This is a genomic window from Mesorhizobium sp. BR1-1-6 (assembly GCF_020165355.1).
Taxonomy (GTDB): domain Bacteria; phylum Pseudomonadota; class Alphaproteobacteria; order Rhizobiales; family Rhizobiaceae; genus Mesorhizobium.
Map to the genome: position 1 here is coordinate 374831 of NZ_JAIUHZ010000002.1, position 26986 is coordinate 401816.

The following is a 26986-nucleotide window of genomic DNA, read 5'->3' on the forward strand; positions in this document are numbered from 1 at the left end:
CCGATAGGCGGGATTTTAACGATCAACGGTAAAGGAAAAATCAGCGCCGGCGTTCATGCCTGCGGCCGAATTGCGGCATCGCTTCTGAGCCGGCCCTACTGGCAGAAGGTACCGCCGTGGCGGCGCGGCTCGAGGTCGAGGTGCAAATGCAGCGAATGATCGGCATCGCTGCCCGGGCCCAGCACGGTCTTGAACGGCCCGCAGGCGGCCTTGCGCACCGCGTCGAGGAATTTGGCGTCCTTGTCCGGTGGCGCCGGGCCGACCTCGATCGTCCTGCCGTCCGCAAGTGTGAAGCTGGCGATATCGAGCGCATTGCCGAAGGCATGTTCGGACAGTTTGCGCGTGCCGTTGCGTGGCCGGCACACAAAGGCCGATGCCTGGCCGATCGATTTCAGGTCGGTGCCGAATTCGGCTTTCGCCGCCGGCTGGATGACGTTGCCGGCAAAGCGTGCCGCCGCCTCGGCCATTGCGCAATTGAGCTCGGCGCCCGGGGCAATGGCGATCGACTTGCCAAGGCTCTTCAGCACCAGGGGATAGGGGATCGAACAGCCGATATCGCGATCGCTTTCAGCCTTGTGCTCCTCGAATTCGACACCGAGACCCCTCAGCCGCTCGCGGCAGGCGACTTCCTCGGCAGGCATTTTCGCGTCTGGCAGGTCAGCCGAACGCGGATCGGGAAGCATCTCCTTTTTGTCCGCGTCCGCCGGCTTTGGCGGCGGTGGCGGGGCGAGGGCCGGCGGCTCAACCTCCGGTTCCGCAGTCTCAGGCCTTTGTGTCGGCGTCGGCGCCACGGCTGGCGGCTCCGGTTCGCCTTTCGCATCGGCTGGCGGCTCGGGCCGGGCTTGTTGCTTCCGAGGGGATCCTTCCTCCTGAAACCGGTCGGATGTTGCGGCTGGATTTTGCGTGTTCGGTTCTGGCGCGTCAGCGGGGCGCGGTTCAGGCACGGGGACATCCGCACGTACCGGCTTCGGATTTTGCGTCCTCTGCCGTGCCGGCTTCGGCTTGCGATGCCTTTCGCCGCGCGGTTTCAGCGGCCGGTCAACCCGCGGCGTCAGCGGCTGTTCCACCCGTGGTGAAAGCGGCTCGTGATGCCTGTGACGATGCCTGGCATCGGCCGGCGTCACCAGCAGTGCTGTCACGACCATGACCAATGCAATCCTGTATTTTCGGGAAAAGCTCAGTGTTGCCATCGCCTCGAAACGGTGCCGGGATGCTCGAAGTTGCCTGGAAGGCGCTTAGGCCCGATCACAATCGATTACCGGCGCGTTACGCACCGATCGCTTCCAGCCCTTCCTCCAGCCAATCGGCGAGCAACGGCAAGCCGAGCAGGTATTTGGCCGTGTGCTTGTTGGCGCGCTCGCGCGCGGCGGCGACGGCGTCGGCCCATTCCGAGGCATCGTAGTCGCCACGGCCGACCCAAGCGAGCGCGACGAGCTCGGCCGCCTCGTCGACATTGAGGTCGTTGATCAGCTCGCGCAGTTCCTCTTCGGTCAGGTTTTCCGAGCTTTCCTCGGCGAGTCCGTCATGATGATGATTGTCACGGGTGTTTCCATCGAACTCGATTTCGTGTTCGGCGCCGTCGGCATAATCTTCATTGATCGCGGCGCTCAACGCCTTGCATTTGAGGATGAACAGCCGCACGGTGTCGGGCCCGATCGTCAAATCCCAGTTCTTTTCAAGCCGTCGCTGCACTGGCGGTCTCCGCTGGCTCAGCTTTCATCGCCGCCGATGATAGCGGATTTCGAGCATCCGTCACCTCATGTTAGCCCCTTGCTTTTTTCCGGGATGAAACCGCCGACACGCTGCGTTAGTGTTGCATTCTCACCCCTCCAGGAGGCTCCGATGCATAAAAGAGTGCTGATCCAGGCGGCGAGCGCGCTTCTCGCTCTGCAGTTCCTTGCCGTTCCGGTGTTTGCCGCAGGCAGCGGTGACGACACCAGCACGACCACCAAATGCAAGAAAGGCATGGTCTGGGACAAGAAGAAGAACAAGTGCGTCGCACCCCAGGAAGGCATGCTGGACGACGACAGCATCTATGATGCCGGGCATGACCTGGCGATGGCCGGCCGCTATGACGAGGCGATCGCCGTGCTCAGCCTCGCCGCCAACAAGCAGGACCCGCGCATCCTCAACTATCTCGGCTATTCGCACCGCCATTCCGGCCGCGTCGCCGTTGGCCTCGGCTATTACGAGGAAGCGCTGCGCATCGATCCCAACTACACGCTGGTGCGCGAATATCTCGGCGAAGCCCATCTCCAGATCGGCGACCTGGCCGGCGCCCAGCAACAGCTGATGGAGATCGAAAAGCGAACCGGCAAGGGTTCACGCGAATACGGCATGCTGGCCGAACAGATCGACCATTTCATGAGGAGCTGACCCCCTCAATGCCTTTTCGAACCGGCCGCGAGCAATCACGGCCGGTTTTTTGTTGCCATGCCGGCTCCTGCGACGGCGCGCGCGAAAACGGTGATGATTTCTTCAGAAACCGATTTTTGGGCGTGAAAAGCCCGCAAAGATTGCTATATTCAGGGAAATTGCGGTGAACGGTTCCGTTAGCCCGAGGCTGCCGGACCGTTTTCTTTTTGCACCATCGATAAGGCTTTCCCCGAAATGCGCGGGTGGCGGCAGGAAAGGTCAGGTATCATGAACAAGGTCCCGATGACAGGCGAGGGGTTCGCGTCATTGAAGGAAGAACTGCGCTGGCGCCAGCAGGAGGAGCGGCCGCGCATCATCGAGGCGATCTCCGAAGCGCGCTCGCACGGCGACCTATCCGAAAATGCCGAATACCATGCCGCCAAAGAGGCGCAGAGCCTCAATGAGGGCCGTGTCAACGAGCTCGAGGATCTCATCGCCCGGGCCGAAGTCATCGATGTCACCAAGCTCAGCGGCGACAAGGTCAAGTTCGGCGCCACCGTGGTGCTGGTCGACGAGGACACCGAGGAGAAGAAGACCTACCAGATCGTCGGCGATCAGGAGGCGGACGTGAAGTCCGGCCGCATCTCGATCTCCTCGCCGATCGCGCGGGCGCTCATCGGCAGGGAAGTCGGCGACGCCATCGAGGTCAACGCGCCGGGTGGTGCAAGGGGATACGAGATCGTCCAGGTGCAGTTTATCTAAGGGGTTCGAGGGGCGCTGATCTGCGCGTTTTTAGCCAAGGTTGGCGCCGCCCCTCATCCGCCTGCCGGCACCTTCTCCCCGTATAGTGACGGGGAGAAGACGGCTGAACGCGAAGTCGGCGTCTATTCTGCAAACGCTTAAAATTGGCGCAGTCATCTGTGAAGGTGTCCTTCTCCCCGGCAGGGCGATGAGGGGCAGCGCCAGCTTTCCGATTGAATAGATCAGTTCTTGCCAGCGCCGGCCTGACCATGCGTCTGGTGCTCCAGCAGCCTCTCAGCCTCAGCCACCACCCTCGCGGGCGACACTCGCTCACCGGGCGCGGCCTGCAGCGTCGATGCATAGGGGCCGCGCGGACCGGTCAAACCCGGCTCCGTGGCCAAAAACACCGCGACCGTCGGCAGGCCGAAGGCGCTGGCGAGATGCGTGAGCCCCGTATCGGCGCCGATTACCAGCCTCGAGCTGCCCAGGATCGCCGCGATGTCGGCCAATGGTGATTTTGGCACGATGCTCGTCGATGGAACTGCCCGGGCGATCGCTTCAGCCACCGCCTGTTCGCGCTCGTCCGACCAGGTCGTGACCGGCGTCATGCCGCGCTCAACCAGCAGGCGGCCGGTTTCGATCCAGTCTTCAACAGGCCACTTCTTGTCCTCGCGGCTGGTGCCGTGCAGCAGGAAGGCCGTGTTGCCGGCTATGCCGGTCAGATTGCCGGGCGGCGGCACAATGCCCGAATCCAGTATCGAAAGATCGGGCCGGTAACCCAACGCCTGCCCGAAAAGCCGTCGCGTCCGCTCGATGGCGTGCAGGTTGCGGGGGACGGCGTGGCCGACGTCGTAAAGCAGCGTTGCCGAAGGCTCGCGCGCGCTTGAGCGGTCGAAGCCGGCGATCGGCGCCTTCGCCTGCCTGGCCACCAGCGCCGATTTCAACAGGCCTTGCGCATCGATGACCAGATCATAGCGGCACGCACGCAAGGCGTGTCGCAAGGCGGTCGCCTCGCGCCAGGTGGCCTTGTCGAAGAGATGTTTTCGCCAACGCCGGATGGCGACCGTGTGGATGGTTCCGACTGCGGGGTGCAGCGCGACGATGCCGGCGAAAGCCTCCTCGACGCACCAGTCGAAAGCAATATCGGGCCGTGCGCGGCGCGCATCCTGGAGCGCCGGAAATGTGTGGATGACGTCGCCCATCGACGATGTCTTGACGATCAGCACCTTCATGCGGCGGCCGGGATGTCCAGCAGGCGGTCCGCCGCCGCCATGACCCGTGCGACCTCGAGCGTCTTCAGGCAATTGAGGTGGCCGAGCGGACAGATCTTGCGGTGGCAAGGCGAGCAGGACAGGCCGAGCCAGACCAGTTCGCGCCGTTCGGCCAGCGGCGGCGTATTCTGTGGCGAAGTCGAACCATAGACGGCGACAACCGGCGTGCCGACCGCCGCCGCAACATGCATCAGCCCGCTGTCGTTGGAGACCGCCAGCCCGGCGGCCGCGATCAGGTCGATGGCGTCCTCCAGCCGCGTCTGGCCGGCCAGGTCGACCACGCCAGGAGCGAGGGCTGCGATCTCCGCGGTCACGTCGCGGTCGTTCTTCGACCCGAACAGCGCGACCTTGAACCTTCTGGCCATGAACTCCCGGGCAAGCCCGGCATAGTGTTCGCTCGGCCAGCGCTTGGCCGGGCCGAACTCGGCACCTGGCATCAGCGCCACGAATTTCTGCGGCCCCAGGCCGAAACGGTCGAGCAGGGTGGCCTGGTTATTGGCGTCCACCGTCAGATGAGGTGCCCGAAAATCGCCACCCTGTGCAAGGCCGAAATAGGCCTGCGCCGTGCGCCGTTTCACGGCCTCCGGCAGCGGAACGATGTCGGTCAACAGGCCGTAGCGCATTTCCCTGAGATGGCCGAAACGCCGCGGAATGCGGGCAAAGAACGGGATCAGCGCCGACTTCCAACTGCCCGGCAAGATATAGGCGCTGTCGTAACGGCCGCGCAGCAGACGGCCGAAGCGGCGCCGATGTGCGAATTCGAGCGCGCCGGGTTTCAGCGGGAAATCGATCTGCTGGCGGACCTCAGGCATACGCTTGACCAAAGGGGCCGCCCAGGCCGGCGCCAGCACGTCGATGGCTGCATTTGGATGAAGCTCCTTCAGCGCCGAGAACAGGCACTGCGCCATCACCATATCGCCCACCCAGCGTGGGCCGATCACGAGGATCGCTGGGCTTTCAGCCATTCGACATAGTCTCTGACGCCGGTTTCGACGCTGCGGAATTGCCCATTGTAACCGGCGGCGCGCAGACGCGACATATCAGCTTGCGTGAAGCTCTGGTAGCTGCCCTTGAGGTGGTCGGGAAAGGGGATGTACTCGATCTCGCCCTTGCCCAGCGCGTCGATGACGGTTTCGGCAATGGCGCGGAAGGGTTGCGCCCGGCCGGTGCCGCAGTTGAAGATGCCGCTCGCGCCGCGCTTCCACAGCCACAGATTGACATCGGCGACGTCGCCGACATGGATGAAGTCGCGGCTCTGCTCGCCGGGGCCAAAGCCGTCATGGGCGCCGAACAGCTTTGGATTCTCGCCACGCCCGACCTGGTTGAACAGATGAAAGGCGACCGAGGCCATGGCGTCCTTGTGCGCCTCGCGCGGCCCATAGACGTTGAAGTAGCGCAGGCCCGCGACCTGCGAATGATCGGTATCGAAGACATTGCGCCTGACATAGTCATCGAACAGCTTTTTTGAATAGGCGTAGACGTTGAGCGGCCGCTCAAGCTCCGCGTCCTCGCGGAACTCGGAGCCGCCGCCATAGACCGATGCCGAGGAGGCGTAGAGGAAGGGCACGCGCAGCGCCAGGCAGGCATGCAGCAGCCGCTTCGAATAGGCGTAGTTCACCTCCATCATGAACTTGCCGTTCCATTCGGTGGTGGTCGAGCAGGCGCCCTGATGGAAGACGGCCTCGATGCGGCCGAGCCCGCCGTCCTCGAGGCGGGCCAGGAAATCGTCCTTGTCGAGATAGTCGGCGATCCGCAAGTCAGCAAGGTTGGCGATCTTGTGGCCATCGCTCAGGTCGTCGACGACCAAAATGTCGTCGTGGCCCTCCGAATTGAGCGCGGCGACGATGTTGGAGCCGATCATGCCGGCGCCGCCCGTGACGATGATCATGAACGCCTCTGGTTGCTCGCGATTCCGGTCCTTATAAGGGAGGCTTGCGAAGCTGTCGACAAAGCAGCGTTGCCGGGCGGCACTGGGATCCGCAAGAACAATCGAGGGGTGGACCCGTCCGCGATTGCCCTGCGCGAGGCAGCGCGCCACAGTGGCGCCGCAAAGCTGCCGCTTCAGTCGGCTCGCGCCGCCGGGCGCGATCATGAGGGACCAGGAATGCCGTCGACAGAGCTGCTCGTCGCGTTTTTCGCCACCACGGCGATCTTCGCCTATATTCCAGGCCCGGCCATGCTCTATGCCGCCGCGCAGACGATGGCGCGCGGCCGCTGGTCCGGCCTGACTGCGGCGCTCGGCATTCATCTGGGCGGCTATGTTCACGTCTTTGCCGCTGCCGCCGGCCTGTCCGTGCTTTTCCACGCCGTGCCGCCGCTCTACATGGCGGTCAAGCTCGTCGGCGCGCTCTACCTAATCTGGCTCGGTGTGGCGCTGTTCCGCAAACGCGCGGAAGGCGACATGGCACTGCCGGCGATCGAGCGGAAATCGGCTTGCCGCGCCTTTTTCGAGAGCATCGCCGTCGAGGTGCTCAATCCGAAGACCGCGATCTTCTTCATGGCCTTCCTGCCCCAGTTCATCGATGCCTCTGCCGCATTCCCGGTCTGGCTGCAATTCGTCGTGCTGGGCACGACAGTCAACCTGATGTTCTCCTCGGCCGATATCGTCTGCGTGTTCCTGGCTGGTGCCGTGATCGGCAGGCTGCGCCGCTCCAGCAGCGCCCAGCGCATGATGCAGCGAGCCGGCGGCGCGGTGCTTGTCGGGCTTGGCGTCCATGTCGCCTTGCAGAAGAGTTGACGAGGCCAGCCGGCGTTGCGCTGGCTCGAATTGCGGTATATCGGCATCGCCATGAACGACCGATCCCGGCCAATTTGTCCTCCATGCATCTTCAAAACCGGTTTTTGCGCGTTGCCAGTGACATGACCAAGCACGACCCACTTTCCCCCGAGCCCTTGCACCGCGCCATCGCGCACTTCGGCCAGGCCACCGTGCTGGTGGTCGGCGATCTCATCCTTGACCGGTTCGTCAACGGCATCATCGAGCGGATTTCGCCTGAAGCGCCGATCCCGGTGCTCCATGGGCGCGGCGAGAGCCTGGCGATGGGCGGCGCCGGCAATGTCGTGGCCAACATCATCTCGCTCGGCGCCGCCGCCATTCCGGTCTCGGTGATCGGCTCTGATACGGCAGGCGACAGCCTGGTGCGCATGCTCGGCGAGCTTGGCGCCGACACGACAGGCCTGGCGCGGGAGCGCGGCCGCATGACGTCGTCCAAGAGCCGCTTCAGCGCGCTCAACCAGCAGGTGCTGCGCTTCGACGAGGAAGAGATCAAGCCGCTCGGCGCGGCGGAGCGCGCGGCGCTGGTCCGGCATTTCCGCGCCGCGCTGGCGCACGCCGACATCGTCATCCTGTCGGATTACGGCAAGGGCATCCTGCTCGACGGCGTCGCCGGCGAATTGATCGCGATCTGCCGCGAGGCGGGAAAGCCGGTGCTGGTCGATCCGAAGGGCCGGGATTATGCACGCTATGCCGGCGCGACCGCCATCACGCCCAACCGCAAGGAACTCGGCGAAGCGGTCGAACGGCCGGTGTTCAGCGATGACGAGATCGTGGCCGCGGCGCGCGAGCTGCTTGCGGCGCATGGCTTCGACTTCGTCGTCGCCACGCGCAGCGAAAAGGGCATGAGCGTCGTCGGTCCGACGGAGGCGCGCCACATCGCCACGCAGGCGCGCGAAGTGTTCGATGTGTCGGGCGCCGGCGATACGGTGATCGCGACCTTCGCGCTGGCGCTTGCCGCCGGCGCCGATCCGGCCGCGGCCGCCTCGATCGCCAATGCAGCCGGCGGCGTTGTGGTGGGCAAGCGAGGCACGGCGCGGCTGACGGTCGAGGAACTCAACGGCGCGCTGTTTCGATCGCACGGTCCGAGCGTCCACAGGGATGCCATCCTCGACGCCAAATCGGCCGCACGGCTGGTGTCGGCGTGGAAGGAGGAGGGCCTCAGCGTCGGCTTCACCAATGGCTGTTTCGACATCCTGCATGCCGGCCATGTCAGCCTGCTGCACGCGGCGCGCAGCCAGTGCGACCGGCTGGTGCTCGGCCTCAACAGCGACGCTTCGGTGCGCCGGCTGAAGGGGCCGGAACGGCCTGTCAACGACCAGCATGACCGCGCCTGCGTGTTGGCGGCACTCGCGTCTGTCGACGCGGTGGTGGTCTTCGACGAGGACACGCCGCTGGCGCTGATCGAGGCGCTTCTGCCCGACATACTGGTCAAGGGCGCCGACTACACTGTCGACACCGTGGTCGGCGCGGACGTGGTGCAGAAAGCCGGCGGGCGCGTGGTCCTGGTCGATCTCGTCGCCGGCAAGAGCACGACCGGCACCATCGGCAGGCTGCGCTCGGCCGGTAATAAGAATTGAGGGTTTCATGTCCGAACTGAACGATTACCTGGTCCGCTCGGCGGCCGCGATCACGGCGCTGGTCGAGCGCGATCTCACAGGCGCGATGGAACGTGCGGCGAGCGCGATCGTCGCCGCCCTTTCGTCGGGCAAGGCGCTGCTGATCTGCGGCAATGGGGGTTCGGCCAGCGACGCCATTCACATCGCCGGCGAACTGGTCGGCCGCTTTCTCAAGGAGCGCAAGGGCTACAATGTCATCGCGCTGCCGGCCAATGCCGCGGTGCTGACCGCCTGGGGTAATGATTACGGCTTCGACACCGTTTTTTCGCGCCAGGTCGAGGCGCATGGCGCGGCCGGCGGCGTGCTTCTGGCGATCTCGACCAGCGGCAATTCGCCGAGCATCCTGGCGGCCGCCGAACAGGCACGGACCATGGGCATGACGGTGATCAGCCTGACAGGCGACACAGGCGGCAAGCTCGCGCCGCTCACCGACATCCTGCTCAACGTGCCCTCGACCTCGACGCCGATCATCCAGCAAGGGCATCTGTGCCTCTACCATCACCTGTGCGAGGTGGTGGAAGCGCGCCTCAGCAATGGCTGACAAGGCGCCGCACCCGTTGGCCGAGCCGGGCCTGTGGGTGGAGCGGATAGGCGGCAGGGTTTTTCCCGCCGGCCAGCCGGCGCTGTTCCTCGATCGCGACGGCACCATCAATGTCGATACCGACTATCCCAGCGATCCGGCCGAGATCGAGCTCCGGCCGCAGATGCTGCCGGCGATCGCCGCCGCCAACAATGCCGGCATCCCGGTCGTGGTGGTGACCAACCAGTCCGGCATCGCGCGCGGCTATTTCGGCTGGAGTGCCTTCGCCGATGTGAACCGCCGCGTGCTCGAGCTGTTGCGCGATCAGGGCGTTGTCGTGGACATGGTGCTGGCCTGCGCCTACCACGAGGCTGGCGTGGGGCCGCTGGGCATATCGGATCACCCGATGCGCAAACCCAATCCCGGCATGCTCTTCGAGGCGGCGAAACGCCTCGATCTCGATCTCCGGCGGTCGGTGATCGTCGGCGACAAGCTGGCCGACATGGAGGCAGGCCTGGGCGCCGGCCTGCCGCAGGGCTGGCTCGTCGACGGCGAGGCGCAGCTTCGCTCCGGCTTCGTCATCAGGCCCTTGCGGGACAGCAGCGACCTCGACGGCCTGCTCGCCGCCATAGGGCGGCTCGATGGCCGGGATAAGCGGTCTTGATCCGGACCTGACCGCTCACGCCGGTTCGCTGCCTTGCGAGGCCTCATACAGTTTGGCCTCGGTGGCGAAGGAATAGATCATCACCGACATCGAATAGACGAAGCCGTGCCGGCCGCACAGGAAGTAGCGCTTGGCCAGATAGAATTTCAGGAAGTTGCCGAGCGGCGAAAGCACCAGCCGCACCAGGCCCGGCTTCTTGCCTTTCTCGACCAGGGTGGCCGCCTTGAGGCTGGAATAGGCATTTGCCCGGGCCAGATCCTCCTCGACCGATATTTCGCGGCGATGCAGCAGCACGCCGCTTTCGATCGTGCTGGTCTCGCCGGAAACGCCGAAGGATTCATGGACCCGCGCGGTCACGTCCATGGTCGCACCTTCCCGGCGGAAAAGCCGCAACAGCCTGTTGTGCAGCACCCAGCGATGGGCATAGCCGTAGCCCTTCAGCCAGTCGCGGCGGCGGATGTACCATCCGCTGATGCCGGCATTCGCCGTCTCGACCGCCGCCACGATCGACTGCCGCAGCCGGTCGTCGACGCGTTCGTCCGGGTCGATCGAAAGACACCAGGGCTGCGTGGCGTGGTCGAGCGCGAATTGCCGCTGATGCGGAAAACCCGGCCAGCCATTGTGCAGCAGCTTTATCGGATAGCCCTCAGCGACAAACTGCCGAACGATGTCCAACGTGGCGTCGGTGGAGCCTGAATCGACGATGACGATCTCGGCGCAAAAATCGATGCTTTCGAGGCACGGGCCGATCATATCGGCCTCGTTCATGCAGATGATGAGCGCCGAAATCGGGCTTGCAAACCTGGTCATGGTCCCTTCCACGGCGGATTGTCCTTGGAACTTACGCTGCTTGGGCAAGGAAACCAATCAGGCGCCAAATCGCACAGGACGATCCGGCTGCCTGCGCCTGTCCGTTATCAACGCGGCGGCGATGTGGCGAAATTCCGGAATTCGCTTTGGCCGGGCGCCGCAATCGATCGGCGTCACGGCCGCTCGAACGAGACCAACCCTTCATCCTTGACCCGGCGGATGGTGAGGGCTGTGCGCACCGTGTCGACGTTCGGCGTGGAGGTCAGTTCCTCGATGACAAAGGTCTGGAAGGCGCCGAGGTCGCTTGCCACGCAGTGCAGGAGGAAATCGGATTCGCCCGACACCATCCAGGCATCGCGTACGACCGGCCAGCCGCGCGTGCGCTCAGCGAAGATGCGAAGCTCGGCATCGGCCTGATGGTGCAGGCCGACTAGGCAGAAGGCGACCACGTCGAGACCGAGCGCCGGCGCGTTGAGCAGCGCCCGATAGCCGCGAATGATGCCGGCTTCCTCCAGTCGCTTGACGCGGCGCAGGCAAGGCGGTGCCGAAATGCCGACGCGGTTCGACAGTTCGACATTGGTCATGCGCCCATCTGCCTGCAATTCGCGAAGGATCTTCCAGTCGATTGCGTCGAGGTCGGCCTTGAGCGGCATTTCGGGGCTTTCGATGGTTACGGGTGGCGAAAGAATCTTGCGGGATTTTGTAATTAAACGACTTTGCTGTCCACGCCATCCCACACGCGGAAATCCACGCAGCACCAGAGCGGTTCGCCCGGTGCGACAAAGCTTTCCGGGGACGAGCGCCAACTTGCCTTGCTGGCGTCGTGGGCAACACTTACATTACGCGCGACATCGACGAGTTTTCCATGCCGCAAACGCCGGCAGCCCTCCGCAGAGGCTTTTCATGACCACCAAGCACGCGCCTGTCCTCATCATCGGTTCCGGCCCGGCCGGTTATACCGCGGCGATCTATGCCGCCCGCGCCATGCTGAAGCCGATGCTGGTCGCCGGCCTGCAGCAGGGGGGCCAGCTGATGATCACCACCGACGTCGAGAACTATCCCGGTTTCGGCGAACCCATCCAGGGTCCGTGGCTGATGAGCGAGATGCTCAGGCAGGCAGAACATGTCGGCACCGACATCATCGCCGACATCATCACCGAGGTCGATCTCAACGTGCGGCCGTTCCGCGCAACGGGCGATTCCGGCACCGTCTACACGGCCGATGCCCTGATCATCGCCACCGGCGCGCAGGCCAAATGGCTTGGCATTCCGACCGAACAGACGTTCATGGGCTTCGGCGTATCGGCTTGCGCCACATGCGACGGCTTCTTCTACCGCGGCAAGGATGTCGCGGTGGTCGGCGGCGGCAATTCGGCGGTGGAAGAAGCACTCTATCTGTCGAACCTCGCCAAGAGCGTGACGGTCATCCACAGGCGCTCGGACTTCCGCGCCGAACGCATCCTGCGCGAGCGGCTCTTGAAGAAGGACAATGTCCGCGTCATCTGGGACACGGTTGTCGACGAGATCACCGGCCGTCCGGGCAAGACGCCACTGCCGCCTTCGGTCGAAGGGTTGAAGCTGCGCAACGTGGTGACGGGTGTCGAGACGCAGCTCGAGGTCGACGGCGTGTTCGTCGCGATCGGCCATGCGCCGGCGGTCGAGCTGTTCGTCGGCAAGCTGAAGCAGAAGCCGAACGGCTATCTGTGGACGGCGCCGGATTCGACCCGCACCGACGTGCCCGGCGTGTTCGCCGCCGGCGACGTGACCGACGATATCTATCGCCAGGCGGTGACTGCGGCGGGGCTGGGCTGCATGGCGGCGCTCGAGGCGGAGAAGTACCTGGCCGGCATCGAGGTGCATCGCGAGGCGGCCGAATAGCGGTTCGCAAACTGTTGAAAGAACGGCTTAGAAACGCCGTGTAAAAGCCTGATTTTTCATTCAGACGCCAAACAGGAACGAGGGGAATCATGGCGTTGGACTGGGACAAGCTACGCGTGTTTCACGCTGCGGCGGAAGCAGGGTCGTTTACACATGCGGCCGAGACGCTGCACCTGTCGCAATCGGCGATTTCGCGCCAGGTCAGCGCGCTCGAGCATGATGTCGGCGTGCCGCTGTTCAACCGCCACGCCCGCGGCCTGGTGCTGACCGAACAGGGCGAGATGCTGTTCCGCACGGCGCATGACGTGCTGATGAAGCTCGAGACCATCAAATCGCGGCTGACCGAGACCAAGGACCGCCCCTCCGGCGTGCTCAGGGTCACGACCACGGTCGGGCTCGGCGCCGGCTGGCTGACCGAACGCGTGCAGGAGTTCATCGAGCTCTATCCTGAAATCAGCCTGCAGCTGATCCTCGCCAACGAGGAGCTCGACCTGACCATGCGCCAGGCCGATTGCGCCATCCGGCTGCGCCAGCCGCAGCAGCCGGACCTTATCCAGCGCCGCCTGTTCACGGTGCATTTCCACCTCTATGCTTCGCCAGGCTATATCGCCAAGCATGGCAGGCCGGCTTCGGTGGCCGAGCTCAAGGCGCATCGCATCGTCACTTTCGGCGTGCCGGTGCCGGCGCATCTGTCGGAGCTGAACTGGCTGGAGACGGTCGGCGATTTCGAGGGCGGCCAGCGCGTGCCGACGCTGCAGATCAACGATATATTGTCGATCAAGCGCGCGGTCCAGGGCGGCGCCGGCATCGCCATGCTGCCCGACTATGTCATCTCCAAGGATTCCGGCCTGGTGCAGCTCCTGCCGGAAACGGAGGTGCCTTCCTTCGACACCTATTTCGCCTACCCCGACGCGATGAAGAACCAGGCGAAGCTGCACGTGTTTCGCGACTTCATCATCGCCAAGGCGCGGAGCTGGTCGTATTGACCCCGGAGATCGCGCAGACTCTCACCTCCGCCAGCGCGTCAGGCGGGGCAGCCAGGCGGGCACGTTGCGGCGGTAGGTTTCGTATTCATCGCCATAGCGGCGTGCGAGCGTCGGCTCCTCGTACAGCTTGACGAAGGTGGCCATGGCCGCGGCTGCCATGGCGGCGTAGGCGACAAGCGTCCAGCTTGAAAACAGCAGTGCCTGGCCGATGATGATCGACAGCACCGCCACATACATCGGATTGCGGACATGGCGGTAGAGCCCGCCGACCACCAGTCTCTCGGTCGGAGCGACCGGAGCAGGCGTGCCGAGGCCTTCAAGCGCAAAGCAGGCGAATGCATGCAGCAGCGCCGCCACGGCGACCGCGATGAGGATCCAGCCAAGAGGGGCAAGACCCGGCAGGCTCGACCATGGCCGGTCCCAGCGATCCGTCAGCAGCCACGGCACGAGGCCGGCGACGATACAGGGTGCCGCGATGAAGAACGCAGCACTGCCGGCGATCGCCGAAAAGGTCCGCATTGCTTGTCTCCCGCCTGAAGCATGTCACGCCCAAACCGATTCCCGCGACGCGCTCAAGTCTTTGTTGTTCACGTCGCTGCCGAACCGAGGACACTTTGCGCGACATGCATTAGTTGCCTCGGAAATAAACGCCTGCTGCCTCATTCCACGCCATTGCGCATTTTTGACATTTCGGGATGAAAACCGAGCGTGATTCGCGATTCCGCCGTGACAATTGTCTCATTGCGGGTTCCGCTTCGGTGATTCTGCTGGTCCTATTGGGTCCAGAAATGGCTTAGACCACAGCCTGCGTCTTTTTGCATGCGTGTGTTGCAAAATAGATGCTTGTTTCTTGGGCATGATGAGCACATATATAGTTCATCTCCTGGGCGCGTTCTCCTCCCATTAGCGCCCTCGAGTGTTCCCCTCTGGAGGTTAGCCTTAACAGGCACTTCCAATCAAACTCAGCCGGATCTTCATTGATCCGGCTTTTTTGTTGCCCGGAGGCTGCCGGAAGGGCGGGAAAATCCACCGAAATAGCCACGTAACAGTGACATGTAACCTCTGGTAACATGTCAAAGGCGTTCGGCTCCTGCTAAGCAGACCATAGGACGCGGTGTGGTCGGACGGGAGATGGGGGCATCACTCGGACGATCCGGGCTCAGGCGGCTACCGCGTCCGAACCTTCTTCCGCCGAAGCGGCGACTTCAAGATGCGGCGGACCTGCCGTTTCTCCTCCCAAGAAAACGGTCCGCAAACAAAACGGCGTCCGGCCCCCCGGGCGTCGTTTTTTGTTTGCGCCCCCTCGAACAAGGTTCGAGAGGGCACTCACCCAAATCTTTGTGGATGTCGATGTCCCAAAGCCGAGATCACTTTAGACGACATGCATCAGAATCAGGCTGCCTTGCCGTTGGCATTCATCGCTTCGTCGGCGAGCCGGCCGGTGAGTTCGGCCATGTGGTCGAAGACGGCGCGGTAGCTGGCGACGCCTGAGGTGGCCGAGCGCAGCTCGATGATCAGATCGCCGATCTCGGATTGCGGCATGGTCGCCTCGACGACATCCCATCCTGGCCAGCCGGGTCGCGCGTCGTAGCCGAGGATCTGGCCGCGCCGCTGCGGGATCAGCGCGATGATCTTCGAGGTCGCATCGGAGGGCGTCACGATCTCGACCTTCATCACTGGCTCCAGGAGCACGGGCGAACAGCCCGCCATGCCTTCCTTCATGGCAAGCTTGGCCGCCATCTGGAAGGCCATGTCGGAGGAATCGACCGCGTGGTAGGAGCCGTCCGACAGGTTGACGGCGACGTCGACGACGGGAAAGCCGAGCGGGCCCGACTTCAGGTAATCGCGTATACCGCTTTCGACCGACTGGATGTAGGTCTTGGGCACCACGCCGCCGGTGATGGTATCGGTGAACTGGAAACCTGCGCCGCGCGGCAGCGGCTTTATCTCGATCACCACATCGCCGAACTGGCCGTGGCCGCCGGACTGCTTCTTGTGGCGGCCGCGTTGCTGCGCCGATTTGCGGATAGTCTCGCGGTAGGGCACCGCCGGCGGATGGCCTTCGACCGGAATCTGGTTCTTGCCCTCGAGCCGTTCGCGTACGACGCGCAGGTGCATTTCTCCATGGCCCGACAGCACGGTCTCGGCCGAGTCCTGGTTATGATGCAGGCTGAGCGAGGGATCTTCTTCGGCCAGCCGTTGGATGGCGGCTGACATCTTCACCTCGTCCTTGCGCTCCTTCGGCCGCAAGGCGAAAGCGAAGACAGGCTGCGGCGGCTCGAACTGGAGCAGCGGCTTCATGCCGCCCTTGGCCGAGGTCAGCGTCTGGCCGGTCTTGACCGCGTCCAGCTTGCCGAGCGCGACCGTGTCGCCGGTCTTCGCCGCGGTGAGCTTCGACTGGTCCTTGCCAAGCATCCTGTAGATGCCGGACACCTTTGCCATGTCGCCGCCGGGCAGCCAGAGCTCGGAGCCATCGGCGACCTGTCCCGAAAGGATGCGCGACACCGACAATTTGCCTCCATGCGGCGTATGGATGGTCTTCATCACCTGAACCACGGTTGCGTTGCCTTCGGGGGCGCCGAGCCGTTTGCGGGTCGCGTCGATGTCGGGCGCATCATGGCGGATCGCCTTCAGGAGACGCAGCACGCCATTGCCTTTCTCTGCGGTGCCGATCAGCACCGGCGTGACGGCGCCGTCGCGCAGATCCGCGGCAAGATCGTCGAAGACCGCGTCCTTGGGCGGCTCGATCTCCTCGAGCAGCTGTTCCATCAACTGGTCGTCATGGTCGGCCAGCCGTTCCAGCATCGAAAAACGGGCTTCCAGCTCACGCGCCTTTTCGTCGCCGGGGATCTGGGCCACCTCGCTCTCGGCATATTCGCGGTAGATGTAGGCGCGTTCCAGCGCCAGGTCGATCGAGCCGATGACGACGCCGTCCTTGCGCAGCGGTATCTGGCGCAGAAGCAACGGCACCGCACTTGCCGGCTGCAGCATCTTCAGCGTGTCGCGCACGCCCGCGATCGCCTTGTCGACCTTGTTGAGAAACAGGATGCGCGGCACGCCGAGATCGTCGAGCTTGCGCATGATGAGCTGGAGGGCGGGGATCTTCTTCTCGTCGGCCTCGGCGACGACCACCGCGAGGTCGCAGGCGGCCAGTACCGGTTCGGCCTCGAAGGAGAATTCGATCGATCCGGGACAGTCGACGAAGGTGAACTGCTCGCCCATGAATTCCGTGGTGGCGAAGGTCGCCTCGACGCTCATGGCGTGGGCGCGCGCCTCGGGCGAATGATCTGAAACGGTGTTTCCCGAGGAAACCGGGTTCTGGCGGGGAATGGCGCCCGTGCGGGCCAATATGGCTTCGAGAAGTGTCGTCTTACCGCTTGCGAAGGGACCGACTATGGCAATGCATTTCGGTCCCGTGCGTCTTCCTCCGGCGCGATTACCCATGACTGACCTCCACTCAGGCGTTTCCCTGGAGACCGACTGGCATTCATGGTTCAGGCCAAGGTCAGTCGGTCCTGAGCGGCGGCCGGCCTGTTCGACCGTCGCGGGCGGGCTTGTCTTCAACCGGCCCAAAGGTATCGTCCCACTTGTTTGCCGGCAGGGCAAGGAAAATAGGTAGCCTCAAGGGCCGAGCGCGCGGTGCGGTTGCCGCTGATTTGCAAGCCGAACAGACCGGTTGCGTCGACGGCCATATCGGCCGAAACTAGGGTCTCGAAAGAAGAGCGGCGTCGCCGCCGCCCGCATCGCCACCAGTTCCAGGGATCGAACGATGAAGATCATTGCTTGCGGCAGCACGCCGACCGTCATCGCGCCGGAAAAGTACTTCACCGGCCGGGTGCTGCAGACGCCGATCATCGAGAAGGAGGCTCCGGCACGGCTGCGGGCGACATTGGTCAGCTTCGAGCCGGGCGCGCGGACCCACTGGCACACGCATCCGCTTGGCCAGACGCTGTACGTCACGTCGGGCGCCGGCCTCGCCCAGACCTGGGGCGGTCTCATCCAGGAGATCAGGGCAGGGGACGTCATCTCGTTCGCGCCAGGCGAAAAGCACTGGCATGGCGCCGGGCCGAAAACGGCCATGACGCATATAGCCATGCAGGAAGCGCTCGAGGGCGTGCATGCCGACTGGCTGGAAGCGGTGACGCCGGCCCAATATGGCGGCTGAGTACCGTGTCGAGCCGATCTAAAAACCCGGCGTTTGGCCGGGTTTTGTTTTCACGATCAGGTCAGTGATGCCGTAAAGCGCTGGATGCGCGTGCACGCCTCCTCCAGCAGCGTCTCCGACGTGGCGTAGGAGATGCGGAAGTTCGGACCGAGGCCGAAGGCCGAACCGAATACCACCGCCACGCCCTCGGCCTCGAGCAGCTCCGAGCAGAAGGCCTCGTCAGTGTCGATCACCTTGCCGGCCTTGGTCTTCTTGCCGATCAGCTGGGCGCAGGACGGATAGACGTAGAAGGCGCCTTCCGGCGACGGACAAGAGATGCCGCGCGCCTGGTTGAGCATCGAGACGACGAGATCGCGGCGCCCCTGGAAGATCGCCTTGTTCTTGGCGATGAAGTCCTGCGGGCCGTTCAGCGCTTCGACCGAGGCCCATTGCGCGATGGTGCAGGCGCCCGACGTCTGCTGGCCCTGGATCATGTCCATCGCCTTGATCAGCTGGACGGGACCCGCGGCGTAGCCAATGCGCCAGCCGGTCATGGCATAGGCTTTCGACACGCCGTTCATGGTCAGCGTGCGCTCATAGAGCTTCGGCTCGACCTCGGCGATGGTCTTGAAGACGAAGTCGCCGTAGGTCAGATGCTCGTACATGTCGTCGGTCAGCGTCCAAACATGCGGATGCCTGAGCAGCACGTCGGCGAGCGACCGAAGCTCGGCCTCGGTGTAGGCGGCGCCCGACGGGTTCGACGGCGAGTTCATCAGCAGCCACTTTGTACGCGGCGTGATGGCCTTTTCCAGCACAGCGGCAGTGAGCTTGAAGCCATTGTCGATCGAAGTGTCGGCGAACACCGAGGTGCCGCCGCAGATCGCCACCATCTCGGGATAGCTGACCCAATAGGGGCGTGGGATGATGACCTCGTCGCCGGGATTCAGCGTCGCCATGAAGGCGTTGAACAGGATCTGCTTGCCGCCAGTACCGACGATTGTCTGTTCGGGCTTGTAGTCGAGATTGTTCTCGCGCTTGAATTTCTTCGCGATCGCTTCGCGCAGCGGTGCGATGCCAGACACCGGCGGATATTTGGTCTCACCACGGCGGATGGCCTCGATCGCCGCATTCTTGATGTTGTCGGGCGTATCGAAATCCGGTTCGCCTGCACCCAGGCCGATGACGTCGCGGCCGGCATTTTTCAGCTCGCGGGCTTTCTGCGTCACCGCGATGGTGGCGGAAGGCTTCACGCGTGAAAGGGTGTCGGCAAGGAAGGCCATGACCTTTTTCTCTCCAGAAAGGATCAGCGCGGCCAGGAGCGGCCGCGGCGCTTCTCATGTCGCATCATTCCCGTGAGTGCAAGCATTGTCGGCTGGGCCAGTGCCGCAAGGAGGTCAATGAGCCGTGATCGACAACAGAAAGTTCATTAACGGGCGGTAGAGGCTTGCGTGGCAGGATCGCAACCCAATTGCGCCAGTTCGCGGAGCGAGGAACCTTGTCGCGCAGCATCGGGCTTGCCCATATCATCCGTCATGATGACGGCACCTCGTCAGGTGTCTGGGGCATTTATACGCTGCAAAGCGCCTTCCAGCCGATCTTCGCCTTCAGGGAAGGCAAGCTGTCGGTTGCCGCCTTCGAGGGCTTGATCCGGCCGTTCCGCGACGGCGAGCCGCAATCGCCAATGAGCTTCTTCAGCACCTGCCCGGCCGCCGACCGGCTTCATGTCGAGGCGCTGACCAGGACGCTGCATCTGCTGAATGCCGGCGCCTGCCTGCCGCAGGAAGCGTCGATCTTCGTCAATTTCGATCCGTCGGTGTTCACCGAGCGCGCCGTTGCCGACAATGCCTTGCGCGAAATGCGCCTGGTGCTGCATGAGGCCGGCATCGATCCGGGCCGTGTCGTGTGCGAGGTGACCGAGCAGCGTCCAGCCTCGCAGGAGACCCTGCACGGTTTCGTCGCGGCGTTGAAGGGCAACGGCTTTCGCATTGCCGTCGATGACTATGGCGCCGACGATTCCGACATCAACCGCATCAAGGAGTTGAAACCCGACATCGTCAAGTTCGATGCCCACTGGATCACGCAGTTGATGGAGTCCGGCGCCGGCTTCGCGCTGCTGACGTCCATGGTGAAAAGCTTCGAGGCACAAGGCATCCGCACCGTGTTCGAGGGCATCGAGGAAGGCTGGCAGCTGGAGCTGGCCGAGAAATCCGGGGCTTCGATGGTCCAGGGTTTCGTGCTGGCACGGCCGGAACTGGCGCCGACCAGCTTCCGCGTCTTCGGCGAGGACGGGCCATCGCCTGCCGCCGACAGTGCATCTTCCGTCCCGGCAGCCGCGCCGCATACCGCGCGGGCGGCGAAAGCCTTTGGGCGCAGGGGCACACGATGAGGCCCGAGCGGCGGCGCGATGTCGGCGATGCGATCTTCATGGACGAGGTCGGTATCGAATATGGCGTTTATGGCGACTTCCGCCTGCGCAGCGCCTACCAGCCGATCTTCGCGCCGCGCGGCCGCTTCCTGCACGCAATCGCGGTCGAGGGCCTGATCGAGCCGCATCGCGCCGGCCGGCCGGGCGCCGCACGGGCGTTCTTCGAAGGCGTCGCGGCCGAGGACCGGCTGTTCGTCGAAACCATGTGCCGGGTGCTGCATCTCAGGAATTTCCGCAACATCGGCGTCGACGGGCTCGATCTGTTCTTCAACTACAATCCATTGGCCAACGCCCATCGGGGCCGGGCCTTGGCCGAAATCCGGCTGATGAGCAGGCATCTCGGCGAGCTCGGCCTGGCTCCCGGCATGCTGGTCTGCGAAATCACCGAACAGGCGGCCGACGACACGCTGCTGGCCAGGCTGGTGCGCGAGATGCGCCGCGACGGCATCCGCATCGCCATCGACGACTTCGGCACCGGCCACTCGACCGAGGAGCGGGTCAGCCTGCTCAAGCCCGATATCGTCAAGATCGACGGTGGCTGGTTCGCGCAATTCTGCCGCCACGCCGCCGCCGAGCGGTTCTTCCGCCCGCTGGTCTCCAGCCTGCACGACCGCGGCGCCAAGGTCCTGGTCGAGGGCATCGAACAGCCCACCCATCTGCGCGTCGCGCTCGATGGCGGCGTCGACCTGCTGCAAGGTTTTCTACTCGCCCGGCCGGCGCTGGCCGGGGTGATCTTCGACCAGCGACCGCTCGCCATCGACGCGCTGCTGGGCAGGGACAGCAAGGTGGTGCCGCTGTTCGGGTAGCGCCGTGTGCTACACATCAGCGGCGCTGATCGTCGCGCCAAAACTAATCATTGGTGAGGACGGCGCGGCTACGATAATCGCGTCTGCACAGGGCAGCGCTCGGGGGACCAGCGATGATACTTTACAGCATGATCGACAGCGGCAACTGCTACAAGCCGCGCCTGCTGATGGCCAAGCTCGGCCTCCCTTTCACCACTGTCGAGGTGAGTTCGCACACGGGTGATACGCGAAAAGCGGATTTCGTCGCCAAGAATCCGAACGCCATGGTGCCGCTGCTGGAGCTCGACGACGGAAAGCGGATCGCTGAATCCAACGCCATCCTGCTCTACCTTGCGGAGGGCACGCGCTTCCTGCCCGCGGACAAATATGAGCGCGGGCTCGCCTATCAATGGCTGTTCTTCGAACAGTACAGCCACGAGCCCTATATCGCCGTGCGCAAGGCGCTGCTGACCTTTCCCGAAAGGGCCAAGGACGCGACGCCCGAGCGGCTGGCGGTGACACTGGAGCGCGGCAACAAGGCGCTCGGTGTCATGAATAAATACCTGGAGAACAACGCGTTCTTCGCCGGAAACGCCTACAGCGTCGCCGACATCGCGCTTTACGCTTATACGCATACGGCGGAGCAGGGCGGCTTCCAGCTCGACGCCTATCCGGCGGTGGCTGCGTGGCTTGACCGCGTGGTGGCGGATCCGGGGCACGTCTCTATGGAGTGGGTAGGGTAATTTTATCCTCAACCTCGCCACCGCCCCGCGGCTCTTTTGGGCGAGGCGCGCCAAACAGGCGCGAGGCCCGGCCACCCATCGTCCGAGAAGCTGCGCGGGAGCTATTTCAACAAATGGTCGTAGTAGGCATGGGTGCCGATCCAGAACCAGATCACATCTTCATTGTTGCGTATGGCAACAGCCCGGTAGTTTCGTCGACCCGCGCCGACCAATAGCAACCTACCTGCTTGAAATGTAAGGAGGGATGAAAAGGATCGGAACGCAGTCTGAGAAAACTCCTGTCCGCCTTTGTTTTGATCGACGACGACAGTTTTTCATAAGCCTTCCGGAATGATGGAGAGGCGATGTTGTTCACAGAGGCCGAGTCCGGCCGGCGCGATGGTCAGCCAATGCCTGTTCGGCAAGCTTGTCCAATCGCCCCGCCCTCACGTCGGTCTCGATCTGCCGATCCCACAGGTCCGCCTGGAGCGCCTCGAACCATGCGGCAAACGCCTTCAGCTCCTCAGGGCTCAGTTCGGTGATGGACTTTTCGATTTGCTCAAGCTTGGTCATGGCCGGATAATACCACTCTAATGGTACCACAGGTGGGACTCTAGGCTCGGCTTTGCATGCCTGGAATCCAGGCAAATAAAAAGGCGGGACAATGCCCGCCTTCCCATTTCGGTAGCCTGATCGGGAGCGTCCGGTCCGGGCTGGCAGCTATCTGCTGATCCGGCTTGTCGGGTCTTTCCGCTCCGGCGCGCTTCTCGCGCGACCGTCAGTACATCCGTGACTTGCCGCGCGCCCCGGGCTGTCGCCCGGCGCGCGCCATTTTCAAAATCAGGCTGCCTTGCTCAGAGATCCAGCGGACGACTTGCCAGTGCGGCGGTCCTGCTCGATCTCGAAGTTGATCTTCTGGCCTTCGACCAGGGTCGACAGTCCAGCGCGCTCGACAGCGGAGATGTGGACGAAAACGTCCGCGCCGCCCGCGTCAGGCTGGATGAAGCCGAAGCCCTTGGTGGCGTTGAACCACTTGACCGTTCCAGTTGCCATAAAAATAGTCCTTCACATTTGCTTTGGTTTGACTGAACCGAGGTCCAGCCGGTGTGCATCGAGATTTTGGAGATAGACGTCAGCAAACGCGAAGATCGCGAGGCCCGGATCGATCGGCCGAAATATCAATGGGGCTGATATAGGCTGCTTTCGCACGAAATACAAGACTGCGTGAGAAAGCCGTGATCGAGGGACCGCCCAATGGCCGCCCCAATCCGGTGAAACCGTTGCGTCAGATGGCGCTGTCCGTGAGCCGCGCATCAGGGGAGAGGACCATGAAGACCATTCTGCTGGCAGCATGCCTGACGCTGATTGCCGCCGAGGCGCAGGCGATCTCGCGCTACGATCCGACGCGGATGGAGTGTGGCCGCGTGCAGGCGACGATCGCGCGGCAGGGCGCCGTCATCCTGCGTTACCAGTCGAGGCGGGTACCGGGACTGCCACTCTACGACCGCTACGTGCAGAGCCAGCAATTCTGCACAACGGGGGAGGTGAGGACACGCGCCTATGTGCCGAGCGCCGATACGAAATCCTGCTCGGTCTATAATTGCAAGCGCCCGGACAACGATCGGCATTTCCGCCGGCGGTTTTTTCATAACGACTAGGCCATAGCCTGGCGCGGCGGCTATCGTTTCAAAATCCGAATGAGACCTGCGCTGGCGGCGGCGGGCCGACGCGCACGCCTTCCATGGCCAGCATCTTTTCCTTGGTGGTCGAGCCGCCGGGCGCGGAGAAGCCGCCGATCTTGCCGCCGGCGGCGACGATGCGGTGACACGGAATGACCAGAGGCACCGGATTGGCGCCAAGCGCGGCACCCGTTTCGCGCGGCAGGCCGGCATGGCCGGCGCGCTTGGCCAGTTCGCCATAGGTGGTGGTTTCACCATAGGCTAGCTTTCGCGCCGCGCCATAGATGGCGAGGCGGAAATCGTCGATGCCGTCGAGATCGACCGGCACGGAGGAGAAATCGACGTCCTCGCCTGCCGCATAGGCCTTGATCGAGGCGATCAGTTCGACCACCCACGGCGGCTGCACGGTAGCGGCCGAAACGCCGGCATGGCGCAGCAGCCGCCGTTCCACTGCCTCGCTGCTGCGTTCGGGCAGGCAGAGCCGGATCAGGCCCTTTTCGCTCCAGGCAATCCCCATGAAGCCGATCACTGTTTCTAACACTGCGTGGCCGGCTGTGATCTGCGACGGCGTTTGCATGGCGTGCTCCTTTCGCAAAATGGCCAGAAACCGGCATTCATGCCGGTACATATCAGGAACAATATGGCATTTCGGCCCGAGTCTCGCCACCCGAAAACCACCTGAGCGCCCCGATTGCTCGCCAGGAATCGCTGGTGTAAGGGATTTCTTAACATCCGACGAACCGGACCCGAACGCGGCTTGCCAGCAAAACAAACCCTTATCGCGCTCGGCGTGATCGCGGCCATGGCCTGCGTCAGCGGTTGCACGTCGACATCGCAGATGAAATCCGCGTCTTCCCTGACCGAAACAGCGACCGTCGCCGGCACCGATGCCGGCTTCACCATACCGTTGCCGGAGACGGTTTCGGTGCTGCCGGAATCGTCGGGGATTACGCCCGTTCAAACCGCTGAGTTGTCCGCCGGCCCGACCACACAGGCGGCCGCGGCAACCGCGGCCTTTGCCGGAGCGACCCCAACCGCACCGGCCGTGCCGGCGGTGATGACCGCCAATGCCTGGCAGGCGCCGCCGCCGGCTGGCGCCGGCGCACCAATCAAGGCGGCAGCCACCTACGCCACCGCCGGGCTCATCGTGCCGGCGATCGCCAGGAACGATCAGAAAGCCATGCCCGGCGTGCAGCAGGCGGCCTATGTTGTGCCGCAGAATCCGGCTGCCCTCGTCCAGTTTCCTGCCGCTCCGGTGCAGGAAGAGCATGCGACCGGCGTGCGCGGCGATATCGACCGGCTGATCGTAAAATACGCCGCGTTTTATCAGGTGCCGGTCGACCTTGTGCGCCATGTCGTCAACCGCGAAAGCACCTTCAATCCCAAAGCCTACAACAACGGCCATTGGGGGCTGATGCAGATCAAGCACGCGACGGCGCGCGGCATGGGCTATGACGGACCGGCCAGGGGCCTGTTCGATGCCGAAACCAACCTGAAATACGCCGTCAAATACCTGCGTGGCGCCTGGCTGGTGTCGGACGGCAACGCCAAGCGCGCCGACTGGCTCTACCAGACCGGCTACTATTTCGACGCCAAGCGCAAGGGCCTGCTCGAGGCGACCGGCCTCGGCGTCGACCGCAAGCGGCGCCGCCTGCTGCCCGACGCCTGAGCGAAATGCCCGAACCGCGCCCGCCGGCTCCGAACGACATCCGGCTGCGCAAGATCCTCGACGAGACGCTGGTTCCCGCGCACTGGCCGGATGGCTTTGTCATGCGCACCCTCGAGCACGGCGATGCGCCGGCCTTGCATGCGCTGCTGAGCGAGGTGTTCGATGATGGCGCCGACGGCCCGTTCGACGAATGGTGGCCACGCATCTCAGGCGACCCCGAATTCGACCCTGCGCTCTGTTTCCTCGTCATCGACACCAAGGGCCTGCTGGTGGCGGCGGCGCTGTGCTGGACGAGCGCCTTCGTCAGGGATCTCGCCGTGCATCCGCAGGCGCGCGGCAGGGGCATCGGCGAGGCGCTGATGTGGCACGCCTTCGCCGTCTTTCGCGAACGCGGCGCAGACCATGTCGACCTCAAGACCAACACGGTGGAAAACGCCGCCGCTGTCAGGCTCTATCAGCGGCTTGGGATGAGCCCTGTCGCCTGGGAAGGCTGAAGCCGCGGCCCGGCCCACCGCCGCTCGCGGGCATCGCTCGGGAACCCAGAGCGCCGCTCCGCATTCAAAGAGTGGTGGAGGGGTCCGACGAGCTTCCGGAGCCTCGAAGGCTTGCGTCGCCGTTCCGAAAGGAGATCCTCCGCCGCCATGAGGCTCTTTCACGCATTTGCCACGTTGGTCGCTGCCGCGATGATTGCGGCTGTGCCTGCGCGAGCCGTCGAATTGTCAATCGTATCGGGCGACACAGGAATCGGCATCAAGGTGCTGCGTGAAATCCTCGACCGCTATGAGAAGGACAGCGGCAACAAGGTCAGCATCGTCGTCATGCCGGCATCCGGGACCGACCAGTTCGGCCAGTACAGGCTGTGGCTTGCCGCCGGCAATAGCGATATCGACGTCTACCAGACCGATGTGATCTGGGCGCCGCAGCTCGCCAGCCAGCTTGTCGACCTGACCGCGGCGACCAAGGATGTCGTCGGCGCCCATTTCCCCTCGATCATCCAGTCGCAGACCGTCAACGGCAGGCTGGTGGCGCTGCCGATCTTCACCGATGCGCCGGCGCTCTACTACCGCAAGGACCTGCTCGACAAATACGACGCCAAGGTGCCTGCCACCTGGAAGGAGCTGGCCGACACCGCCAGGCTGGTCATGGACAAGGAGCGGGCTGCCGGCAACAAAGATATCTGGGGCTTCGTCTTCCAGGGCAATGCCTATGAGGGGCTGACCTGCGACGCGCTGGAATGGGTGATGTCGAACGGCGGCGGCCAGATCATCGAGCCGGACGGCACCATCTCGATCAACAATCCAAAAGCGGCGGCAGCGCTCGACACGGCCAAAGGCTGGGTCGGAGCCATCGCGCCACCCGGCGTGCTGGCCTATCAGGAAGAGGAATCGCGCGGCGTGTGGCAGACCGGCAATGCGGTCTTCATGCGCAACTGGCCCTACGCCTATGCACTAGGCAATTCCGAAGGCTCGCCGATCAAGGGCAAGTTCGACGTAGCGCCGCTGCCGGCCGGCACCGGCGAAGGCGCGCGTCCGGCGGCGGTGCTGGGTGGCTGGAATCTTGCCGTGTCCAAATATTCCAAGCACCCGGACGCTGCGATCGGCCTCGTCAAATTCATCGCCTCGCCCGCGATGCAGAAATACCGCGCGCTGAGGAACTCCAGCCTGCCGACCATCCAGGCGCTCTATGACGATACCGACATCGCCAGACAACAGCCGATCGTTCCGCGCTGGAAGCAGATCTTCCTCAATGCGGTGCCGCGTCCCTCGGCCGCGGCCAGGATCAAGTACAACGAGGCGTCGAGCCAATTCTGGAACGCCGTCCACAAGACGCTGTCGGGCGATGGCACCGCGGGCGACAATCTGGCCGACCTCGAAGCCATGCTGACCAGGCTGAAGGGGCGTGGCTGGTGACGCCACAACGCGCCTCCATGTCCCGCCCGGCGCGA

The 26986-nt window shown here is 63.9% G+C and carries 29 protein-coding genes; 16 read left to right on the forward strand and 13 right to left on the reverse strand.

The genetic code is table 11. The features are described from left to right. Positions 1 to 95: 95 nt before the first annotated feature. Together LB545_RS31100 and LB545_RS07065 are read right to left on the reverse strand one after the other, a co-directional pair. Positions 96 to 1151, reverse strand: a complete 1056-nt coding sequence (locus LB545_RS31100; RefSeq protein ID WP_404927981.1) for an extensin family protein — start codon at positions 1149 to 1151, stop codon at positions 96 to 98. Between the two features lie 115 nt (positions 1152 to 1266). Beyond that, complete coding sequence (locus tag LB545_RS07065) at positions 1267 to 1692, reverse strand: DUF3775 domain-containing protein (protein WP_140524880.1); 426 nt, start codon at positions 1690 to 1692, stop codon at positions 1267 to 1269. A gap of 150 nt (positions 1693 to 1842) precedes the next feature. Here LB545_RS07065 and LB545_RS07070 point away from each other — a divergent pair, with 150 nt between their 5' ends. Together LB545_RS07070 and greA are read left to right on the forward strand one after the other, a co-directional pair. Further along, positions 1843 to 2376: a tetratricopeptide repeat protein gene (locus LB545_RS07070; protein ID WP_140495965.1), complete on the forward strand. Its 534-nt coding sequence runs from the start codon at positions 1843 to 1845 to the stop codon at positions 2374 to 2376. 267 nt (positions 2377 to 2643) lie between these two features. Further along, positions 2644 to 3117, forward strand: a complete 474-nt coding sequence (gene greA / locus LB545_RS07075) for a transcription elongation factor GreA (protein ID WP_224704706.1) — start codon at positions 2644 to 2646, stop codon at positions 3115 to 3117. A gap of 221 nt (positions 3118 to 3338) precedes the next feature. Here the strand turns inward: greA and waaC are convergent, their stop codons facing one another. From waaC to rfaD, 3 genes are read right to left on the reverse strand one after another with little or no spacing between them, the layout of a single operon-like run. Next, a complete protein-coding gene (waaC, locus tag LB545_RS07080; protein ID WP_140666123.1) occupies positions 3339 to 4328 on the reverse strand; it encodes a lipopolysaccharide heptosyltransferase I in 990 nt (329 codons plus the stop codon). Beyond that, on the reverse strand, positions 4325 to 5332 hold the full coding sequence (waaF, locus tag LB545_RS07085) for a lipopolysaccharide heptosyltransferase II (RefSeq protein WP_140666125.1): 1008 nt from the start codon (positions 5330 to 5332) through the stop codon (positions 4325 to 4327). The genes waaC and waaF overlap by 4 nt, the downstream gene beginning before the upstream one ends. Then, entirely contained in the window at positions 5305 to 6255 is a 951-nt protein-coding gene (gene rfaD, locus LB545_RS07090; protein ID WP_140524877.1) for an ADP-glyceromanno-heptose 6-epimerase, read from the reverse strand. The genes waaF and rfaD overlap by 28 nt, the downstream gene beginning before the upstream one ends. A 216-nt stretch (positions 6256 to 6471) precedes the next feature. Between rfaD and LB545_RS07095 the strand changes: the two genes are divergently transcribed. The 4 genes from LB545_RS07095 to gmhB all read left to right on the forward strand — a co-directional run bounded on the left by LB545_RS07095 (position 6472) and on the right by gmhB (position 9943). Next, positions 6472 to 7104 carry a LysE family translocator gene (locus LB545_RS07095; protein ID WP_140524876.1) on the forward strand — a complete coding sequence of 211 codons (633 nt, stop codon included), beginning with the start codon at positions 6472 to 6474 and terminating at the stop codon, positions 7102 to 7104. Between the two features lie 122 nt (positions 7105 to 7226). Next, entirely contained in the window at positions 7227 to 8720 is a 1494-nt protein-coding gene (gene rfaE1, locus LB545_RS07100; protein ID WP_140556030.1) for a D-glycero-beta-D-manno-heptose-7-phosphate kinase, read from the forward strand. 7 nt (positions 8721 to 8727) lie between these two features. Next, positions 8728 to 9300: an SIS domain-containing protein gene (locus tag LB545_RS07105; protein WP_140556028.1), complete on the forward strand. Its 573-nt coding sequence runs from the start codon at positions 8728 to 8730 to the stop codon at positions 9298 to 9300. Then, positions 9293 to 9943 carry a D-glycero-beta-D-manno-heptose 1,7-bisphosphate 7-phosphatase gene (gene gmhB / locus LB545_RS07110; protein ID WP_140556027.1) on the forward strand — a complete coding sequence of 217 codons (651 nt, stop codon included), beginning with the start codon at positions 9293 to 9295 and terminating at the stop codon, positions 9941 to 9943. Before LB545_RS07105 ends, gmhB begins: the two co-directional genes overlap by 8 nt. Before the next feature lie 15 nt (positions 9944 to 9958). Here gmhB and LB545_RS07115 read toward each other — a convergent pair whose 3' ends face one another. Then, positions 9959 to 10753, reverse strand: a complete 795-nt coding sequence (locus tag LB545_RS07115; RefSeq protein ID WP_140556025.1) for a glycosyltransferase family 2 protein — start codon at positions 10751 to 10753, stop codon at positions 9959 to 9961. Positions 10754 to 10926: 173 nt separating this feature from the next. Further along, positions 10927 to 11406 carry an Lrp/AsnC family transcriptional regulator gene (locus LB545_RS07120; protein ID WP_140495956.1) on the reverse strand — a complete coding sequence of 160 codons (480 nt, stop codon included), beginning with the start codon at positions 11404 to 11406 and terminating at the stop codon, positions 10927 to 10929. 250 nt (positions 11407 to 11656) lie between these two features. On the opposite strand from LB545_RS07120, the gene trxB reads away from it, so the two are divergent. Both trxB and LB545_RS07130 read left to right on the forward strand, forming a co-directional pair. Further along, positions 11657 to 12631, forward strand: a complete 975-nt coding sequence (trxB, locus tag LB545_RS07125; protein ID WP_140495955.1) for a thioredoxin-disulfide reductase — start codon at positions 11657 to 11659, stop codon at positions 12629 to 12631. 89 nt (positions 12632 to 12720) lie between these two features. Beyond that, positions 12721 to 13617 carry a LysR family transcriptional regulator gene (locus tag LB545_RS07130; protein WP_140495954.1) on the forward strand — a complete coding sequence of 299 codons (897 nt, stop codon included), beginning with the start codon at positions 12721 to 12723 and terminating at the stop codon, positions 13615 to 13617. 21 nt (positions 13618 to 13638) lie between these two features. Here LB545_RS07130 and LB545_RS07135 read toward each other — a convergent pair whose 3' ends face one another. Together LB545_RS07135 and LB545_RS07140 are read right to left on the reverse strand one after the other, a co-directional pair. Then, on the reverse strand, positions 13639 to 14136 hold the full coding sequence (locus LB545_RS07135; protein ID WP_140556023.1) for a methyltransferase family protein: 498 nt from the start codon (positions 14134 to 14136) through the stop codon (positions 13639 to 13641). Positions 14137 to 15009: 873 nt separating this feature from the next. Continuing rightward, the gene (locus tag LB545_RS07140; RefSeq protein ID WP_140495952.1) at positions 15010 to 17061 is read right to left on the reverse strand and encodes an elongation factor G; all 2052 of its coding nucleotides are present in this window, start codon (positions 17059 to 17061) and stop codon (positions 15010 to 15012) included. Positions 17062 to 17386: 325 nt separating this feature from the next. Here LB545_RS07140 and LB545_RS07145 point away from each other — a divergent pair, with 325 nt between their 5' ends. After that, on the forward strand, positions 17387 to 17782 hold the full coding sequence (locus tag LB545_RS07145) for a cupin domain-containing protein (RefSeq protein ID WP_140495951.1): 396 nt from the start codon (positions 17387 to 17389) through the stop codon (positions 17780 to 17782). 56 nt (positions 17783 to 17838) lie between these two features. Here LB545_RS07145 and LB545_RS07150 read toward each other — a convergent pair whose 3' ends face one another. Further along, positions 17839 to 19041, reverse strand: a complete 1203-nt coding sequence (locus LB545_RS07150) for a pyridoxal phosphate-dependent aminotransferase (protein ID WP_140516803.1) — start codon at positions 19039 to 19041, stop codon at positions 17839 to 17841. Positions 19042 to 19256: 215 nt separating this feature from the next. Here LB545_RS07150 and LB545_RS07155 point away from each other — a divergent pair, with 215 nt between their 5' ends. The 3 genes from LB545_RS07155 (at position 19257) to LB545_RS07165 (ending at position 21714) form a co-directional block, all read left to right on the forward strand. Beyond that, the gene (locus LB545_RS07155) at positions 19257 to 20147 is read left to right on the forward strand and encodes an EAL domain-containing protein (RefSeq protein WP_140556021.1); all 891 of its coding nucleotides are present in this window, start codon (positions 19257 to 19259) and stop codon (positions 20145 to 20147) included. Next, positions 20144 to 20992 (forward strand): EAL domain-containing protein, encoded by an 849-nt coding sequence (locus LB545_RS07160; protein ID WP_224704708.1) that lies wholly within the window; start codon positions 20144 to 20146, stop codon positions 20990 to 20992. The genes LB545_RS07155 and LB545_RS07160 overlap by 4 nt, the downstream gene beginning before the upstream one ends. Before the next feature lie 113 nt (positions 20993 to 21105). Continuing rightward, positions 21106 to 21714: a glutathione S-transferase family protein gene (locus LB545_RS07165; RefSeq protein ID WP_224704710.1), complete on the forward strand. Its 609-nt coding sequence runs from the start codon at positions 21106 to 21108 to the stop codon at positions 21712 to 21714. Positions 21715 to 22065: 351 nt separating this feature from the next. Here the strand turns inward: LB545_RS07165 and LB545_RS07175 are convergent, their stop codons facing one another. Together LB545_RS07175 and LB545_RS07180 are read right to left on the reverse strand one after the other, a co-directional pair. Then, positions 22066 to 22266, reverse strand: coding sequence for an iron-containing alcohol dehydrogenase (locus tag LB545_RS07175; protein WP_140556015.1), 201 nt, complete (start codon positions 22264 to 22266; stop codon positions 22066 to 22068). 267 nt (positions 22267 to 22533) lie between these two features. Next, positions 22534 to 22746 carry a cold-shock protein gene (locus LB545_RS07180; RefSeq protein ID WP_010910991.1) on the reverse strand — a complete coding sequence of 71 codons (213 nt, stop codon included), beginning with the start codon at positions 22744 to 22746 and terminating at the stop codon, positions 22534 to 22536. 275 nt (positions 22747 to 23021) lie between these two features. On the opposite strand from LB545_RS07180, the gene LB545_RS07185 reads away from it, so the two are divergent. Next, positions 23022 to 23351: a hypothetical protein gene (locus LB545_RS07185; protein ID WP_224704712.1), complete on the forward strand. Its 330-nt coding sequence runs from the start codon at positions 23022 to 23024 to the stop codon at positions 23349 to 23351. A 28-nt stretch (positions 23352 to 23379) separates the two neighbouring features. Here LB545_RS07185 and LB545_RS07190 read toward each other — a convergent pair whose 3' ends face one another. Further along, a complete protein-coding gene (locus tag LB545_RS07190; RefSeq protein ID WP_224704714.1) occupies positions 23380 to 23949 on the reverse strand; it encodes a methylated-DNA--[protein]-cysteine S-methyltransferase in 570 nt (189 codons plus the stop codon). A 180-nt stretch (positions 23950 to 24129) separates the two neighbouring features. On the opposite strand from LB545_RS07190, the gene LB545_RS07195 reads away from it, so the two are divergent. The 3 genes from LB545_RS07195 (at position 24130) to LB545_RS07205 (ending at position 26951) form a co-directional block, all read left to right on the forward strand. Beyond that, positions 24130 to 25041 carry a lytic transglycosylase domain-containing protein gene (locus LB545_RS07195; RefSeq protein WP_140495943.1) on the forward strand — a complete coding sequence of 304 codons (912 nt, stop codon included), beginning with the start codon at positions 24130 to 24132 and terminating at the stop codon, positions 25039 to 25041. 5 nt (positions 25042 to 25046) lie between these two features. Further along, complete coding sequence (locus LB545_RS07200) at positions 25047 to 25535, forward strand: GNAT family N-acetyltransferase (RefSeq protein ID WP_140566986.1); 489 nt, start codon at positions 25047 to 25049, stop codon at positions 25533 to 25535. Between the two features lie 147 nt (positions 25536 to 25682). Continuing rightward, positions 25683 to 26951: an ABC transporter substrate-binding protein gene (locus tag LB545_RS07205; protein ID WP_224704716.1), complete on the forward strand. Its 1269-nt coding sequence runs from the start codon at positions 25683 to 25685 to the stop codon at positions 26949 to 26951. Positions 26952 to 26986: the final 35 nt, after the last annotated feature.

Bases quoted from the DNA above. Each gene is read 5' to 3' on its own strand.
- LB545_RS07070 (WP_140495965.1), top strand. From the start codon at position 1,843: ATGCATAAAAGAGTGCTGATCCAGGCGGCGAGCGCGCTTCTCGCTCTG.
- greA (WP_224704706.1), top strand. From the start codon at position 2,644: ATGAACAAGGTCCCGATGACAGGCGAGGGGTTCGCGTCATTGAAGGAA.
- waaC (WP_140666123.1), bottom strand. From the start codon at position 4,328: ATGAAGGTGCTGATCGTCAAGACATCGTCGATGGGCGACGTCATCCAC.
- waaF (WP_140666125.1), bottom strand. From the start codon at position 5,332: ATGGCTGAAAGCCCAGCGATCCTCGTGATCGGCCCACGCTGGGTGGGC.
- rfaD (WP_140524877.1), bottom strand. From the start codon at position 6,255: ATGATCATCGTCACGGGCGGCGCCGGCATGATCGGCTCCAACATCGTC.
- LB545_RS07095 (WP_140524876.1), top strand. From the start codon at position 6,472: ATGCCGTCGACAGAGCTGCTCGTCGCGTTTTTCGCCACCACGGCGATC.
- rfaE1 (WP_140556030.1), top strand. From the start codon at position 7,227: ATGACCAAGCACGACCCACTTTCCCCCGAGCCCTTGCACCGCGCCATC.
- LB545_RS07105 (WP_140556028.1), top strand. From the start codon at position 8,728: ATGTCCGAACTGAACGATTACCTGGTCCGCTCGGCGGCCGCGATCACG.
- gmhB (WP_140556027.1), top strand. From the start codon at position 9,293: ATGGCTGACAAGGCGCCGCACCCGTTGGCCGAGCCGGGCCTGTGGGTG.
- LB545_RS07115 (WP_140556025.1), bottom strand. From the start codon at position 10,753: ATGACCAGGTTTGCAAGCCCGATTTCGGCGCTCATCATCTGCATGAAC.
- LB545_RS07120 (WP_140495956.1), bottom strand. From the start codon at position 11,406: ATGCCGCTCAAGGCCGACCTCGACGCAATCGACTGGAAGATCCTTCGC.
- trxB (WP_140495955.1), top strand. From the start codon at position 11,657: ATGACCACCAAGCACGCGCCTGTCCTCATCATCGGTTCCGGCCCGGCC.
- LB545_RS07130 (WP_140495954.1), top strand. From the start codon at position 12,721: ATGGCGTTGGACTGGGACAAGCTACGCGTGTTTCACGCTGCGGCGGAA.
- LB545_RS07135 (WP_140556023.1), bottom strand. From the start codon at position 14,136: ATGCGGACCTTTTCGGCGATCGCCGGCAGTGCTGCGTTCTTCATCGCG.
- LB545_RS07140 (WP_140495952.1), bottom strand. From the start codon at position 17,061: ATGGGTAATCGCGCCGGAGGAAGACGCACGGGACCGAAATGCATTGCC.
- LB545_RS07145 (WP_140495951.1), top strand. From the start codon at position 17,387: ATGAAGATCATTGCTTGCGGCAGCACGCCGACCGTCATCGCGCCGGAA.
- LB545_RS07150 (WP_140516803.1), bottom strand. From the start codon at position 19,041: ATGGCCTTCCTTGCCGACACCCTTTCACGCGTGAAGCCTTCCGCCACC.
- LB545_RS07160 (WP_224704708.1), top strand. From the start codon at position 20,144: ATGAGGCCCGAGCGGCGGCGCGATGTCGGCGATGCGATCTTCATGGAC.
- LB545_RS07165 (WP_224704710.1), top strand. From the start codon at position 21,106: ATGATACTTTACAGCATGATCGACAGCGGCAACTGCTACAAGCCGCGC.
- LB545_RS07175 (WP_140556015.1), bottom strand. From the start codon at position 22,266: ATGACCAAGCTTGAGCAAATCGAAAAGTCCATCACCGAACTGAGCCCT.
- LB545_RS07180 (WP_010910991.1), bottom strand. From the start codon at position 22,746: ATGGCAACTGGAACGGTCAAGTGGTTCAACGCCACCAAGGGCTTCGGC.
- LB545_RS07185 (WP_224704712.1), top strand. From the start codon at position 23,022: ATGAAGACCATTCTGCTGGCAGCATGCCTGACGCTGATTGCCGCCGAG.
- LB545_RS07190 (WP_224704714.1), bottom strand. From the start codon at position 23,949: ATGCAAACGCCGTCGCAGATCACAGCCGGCCACGCAGTGTTAGAAACA.
- LB545_RS07200 (WP_140566986.1), top strand. From the start codon at position 25,047: ATGCCCGAACCGCGCCCGCCGGCTCCGAACGACATCCGGCTGCGCAAG.
- LB545_RS07205 (WP_224704716.1), top strand. From the start codon at position 25,683: ATGAGGCTCTTTCACGCATTTGCCACGTTGGTCGCTGCCGCGATGATT.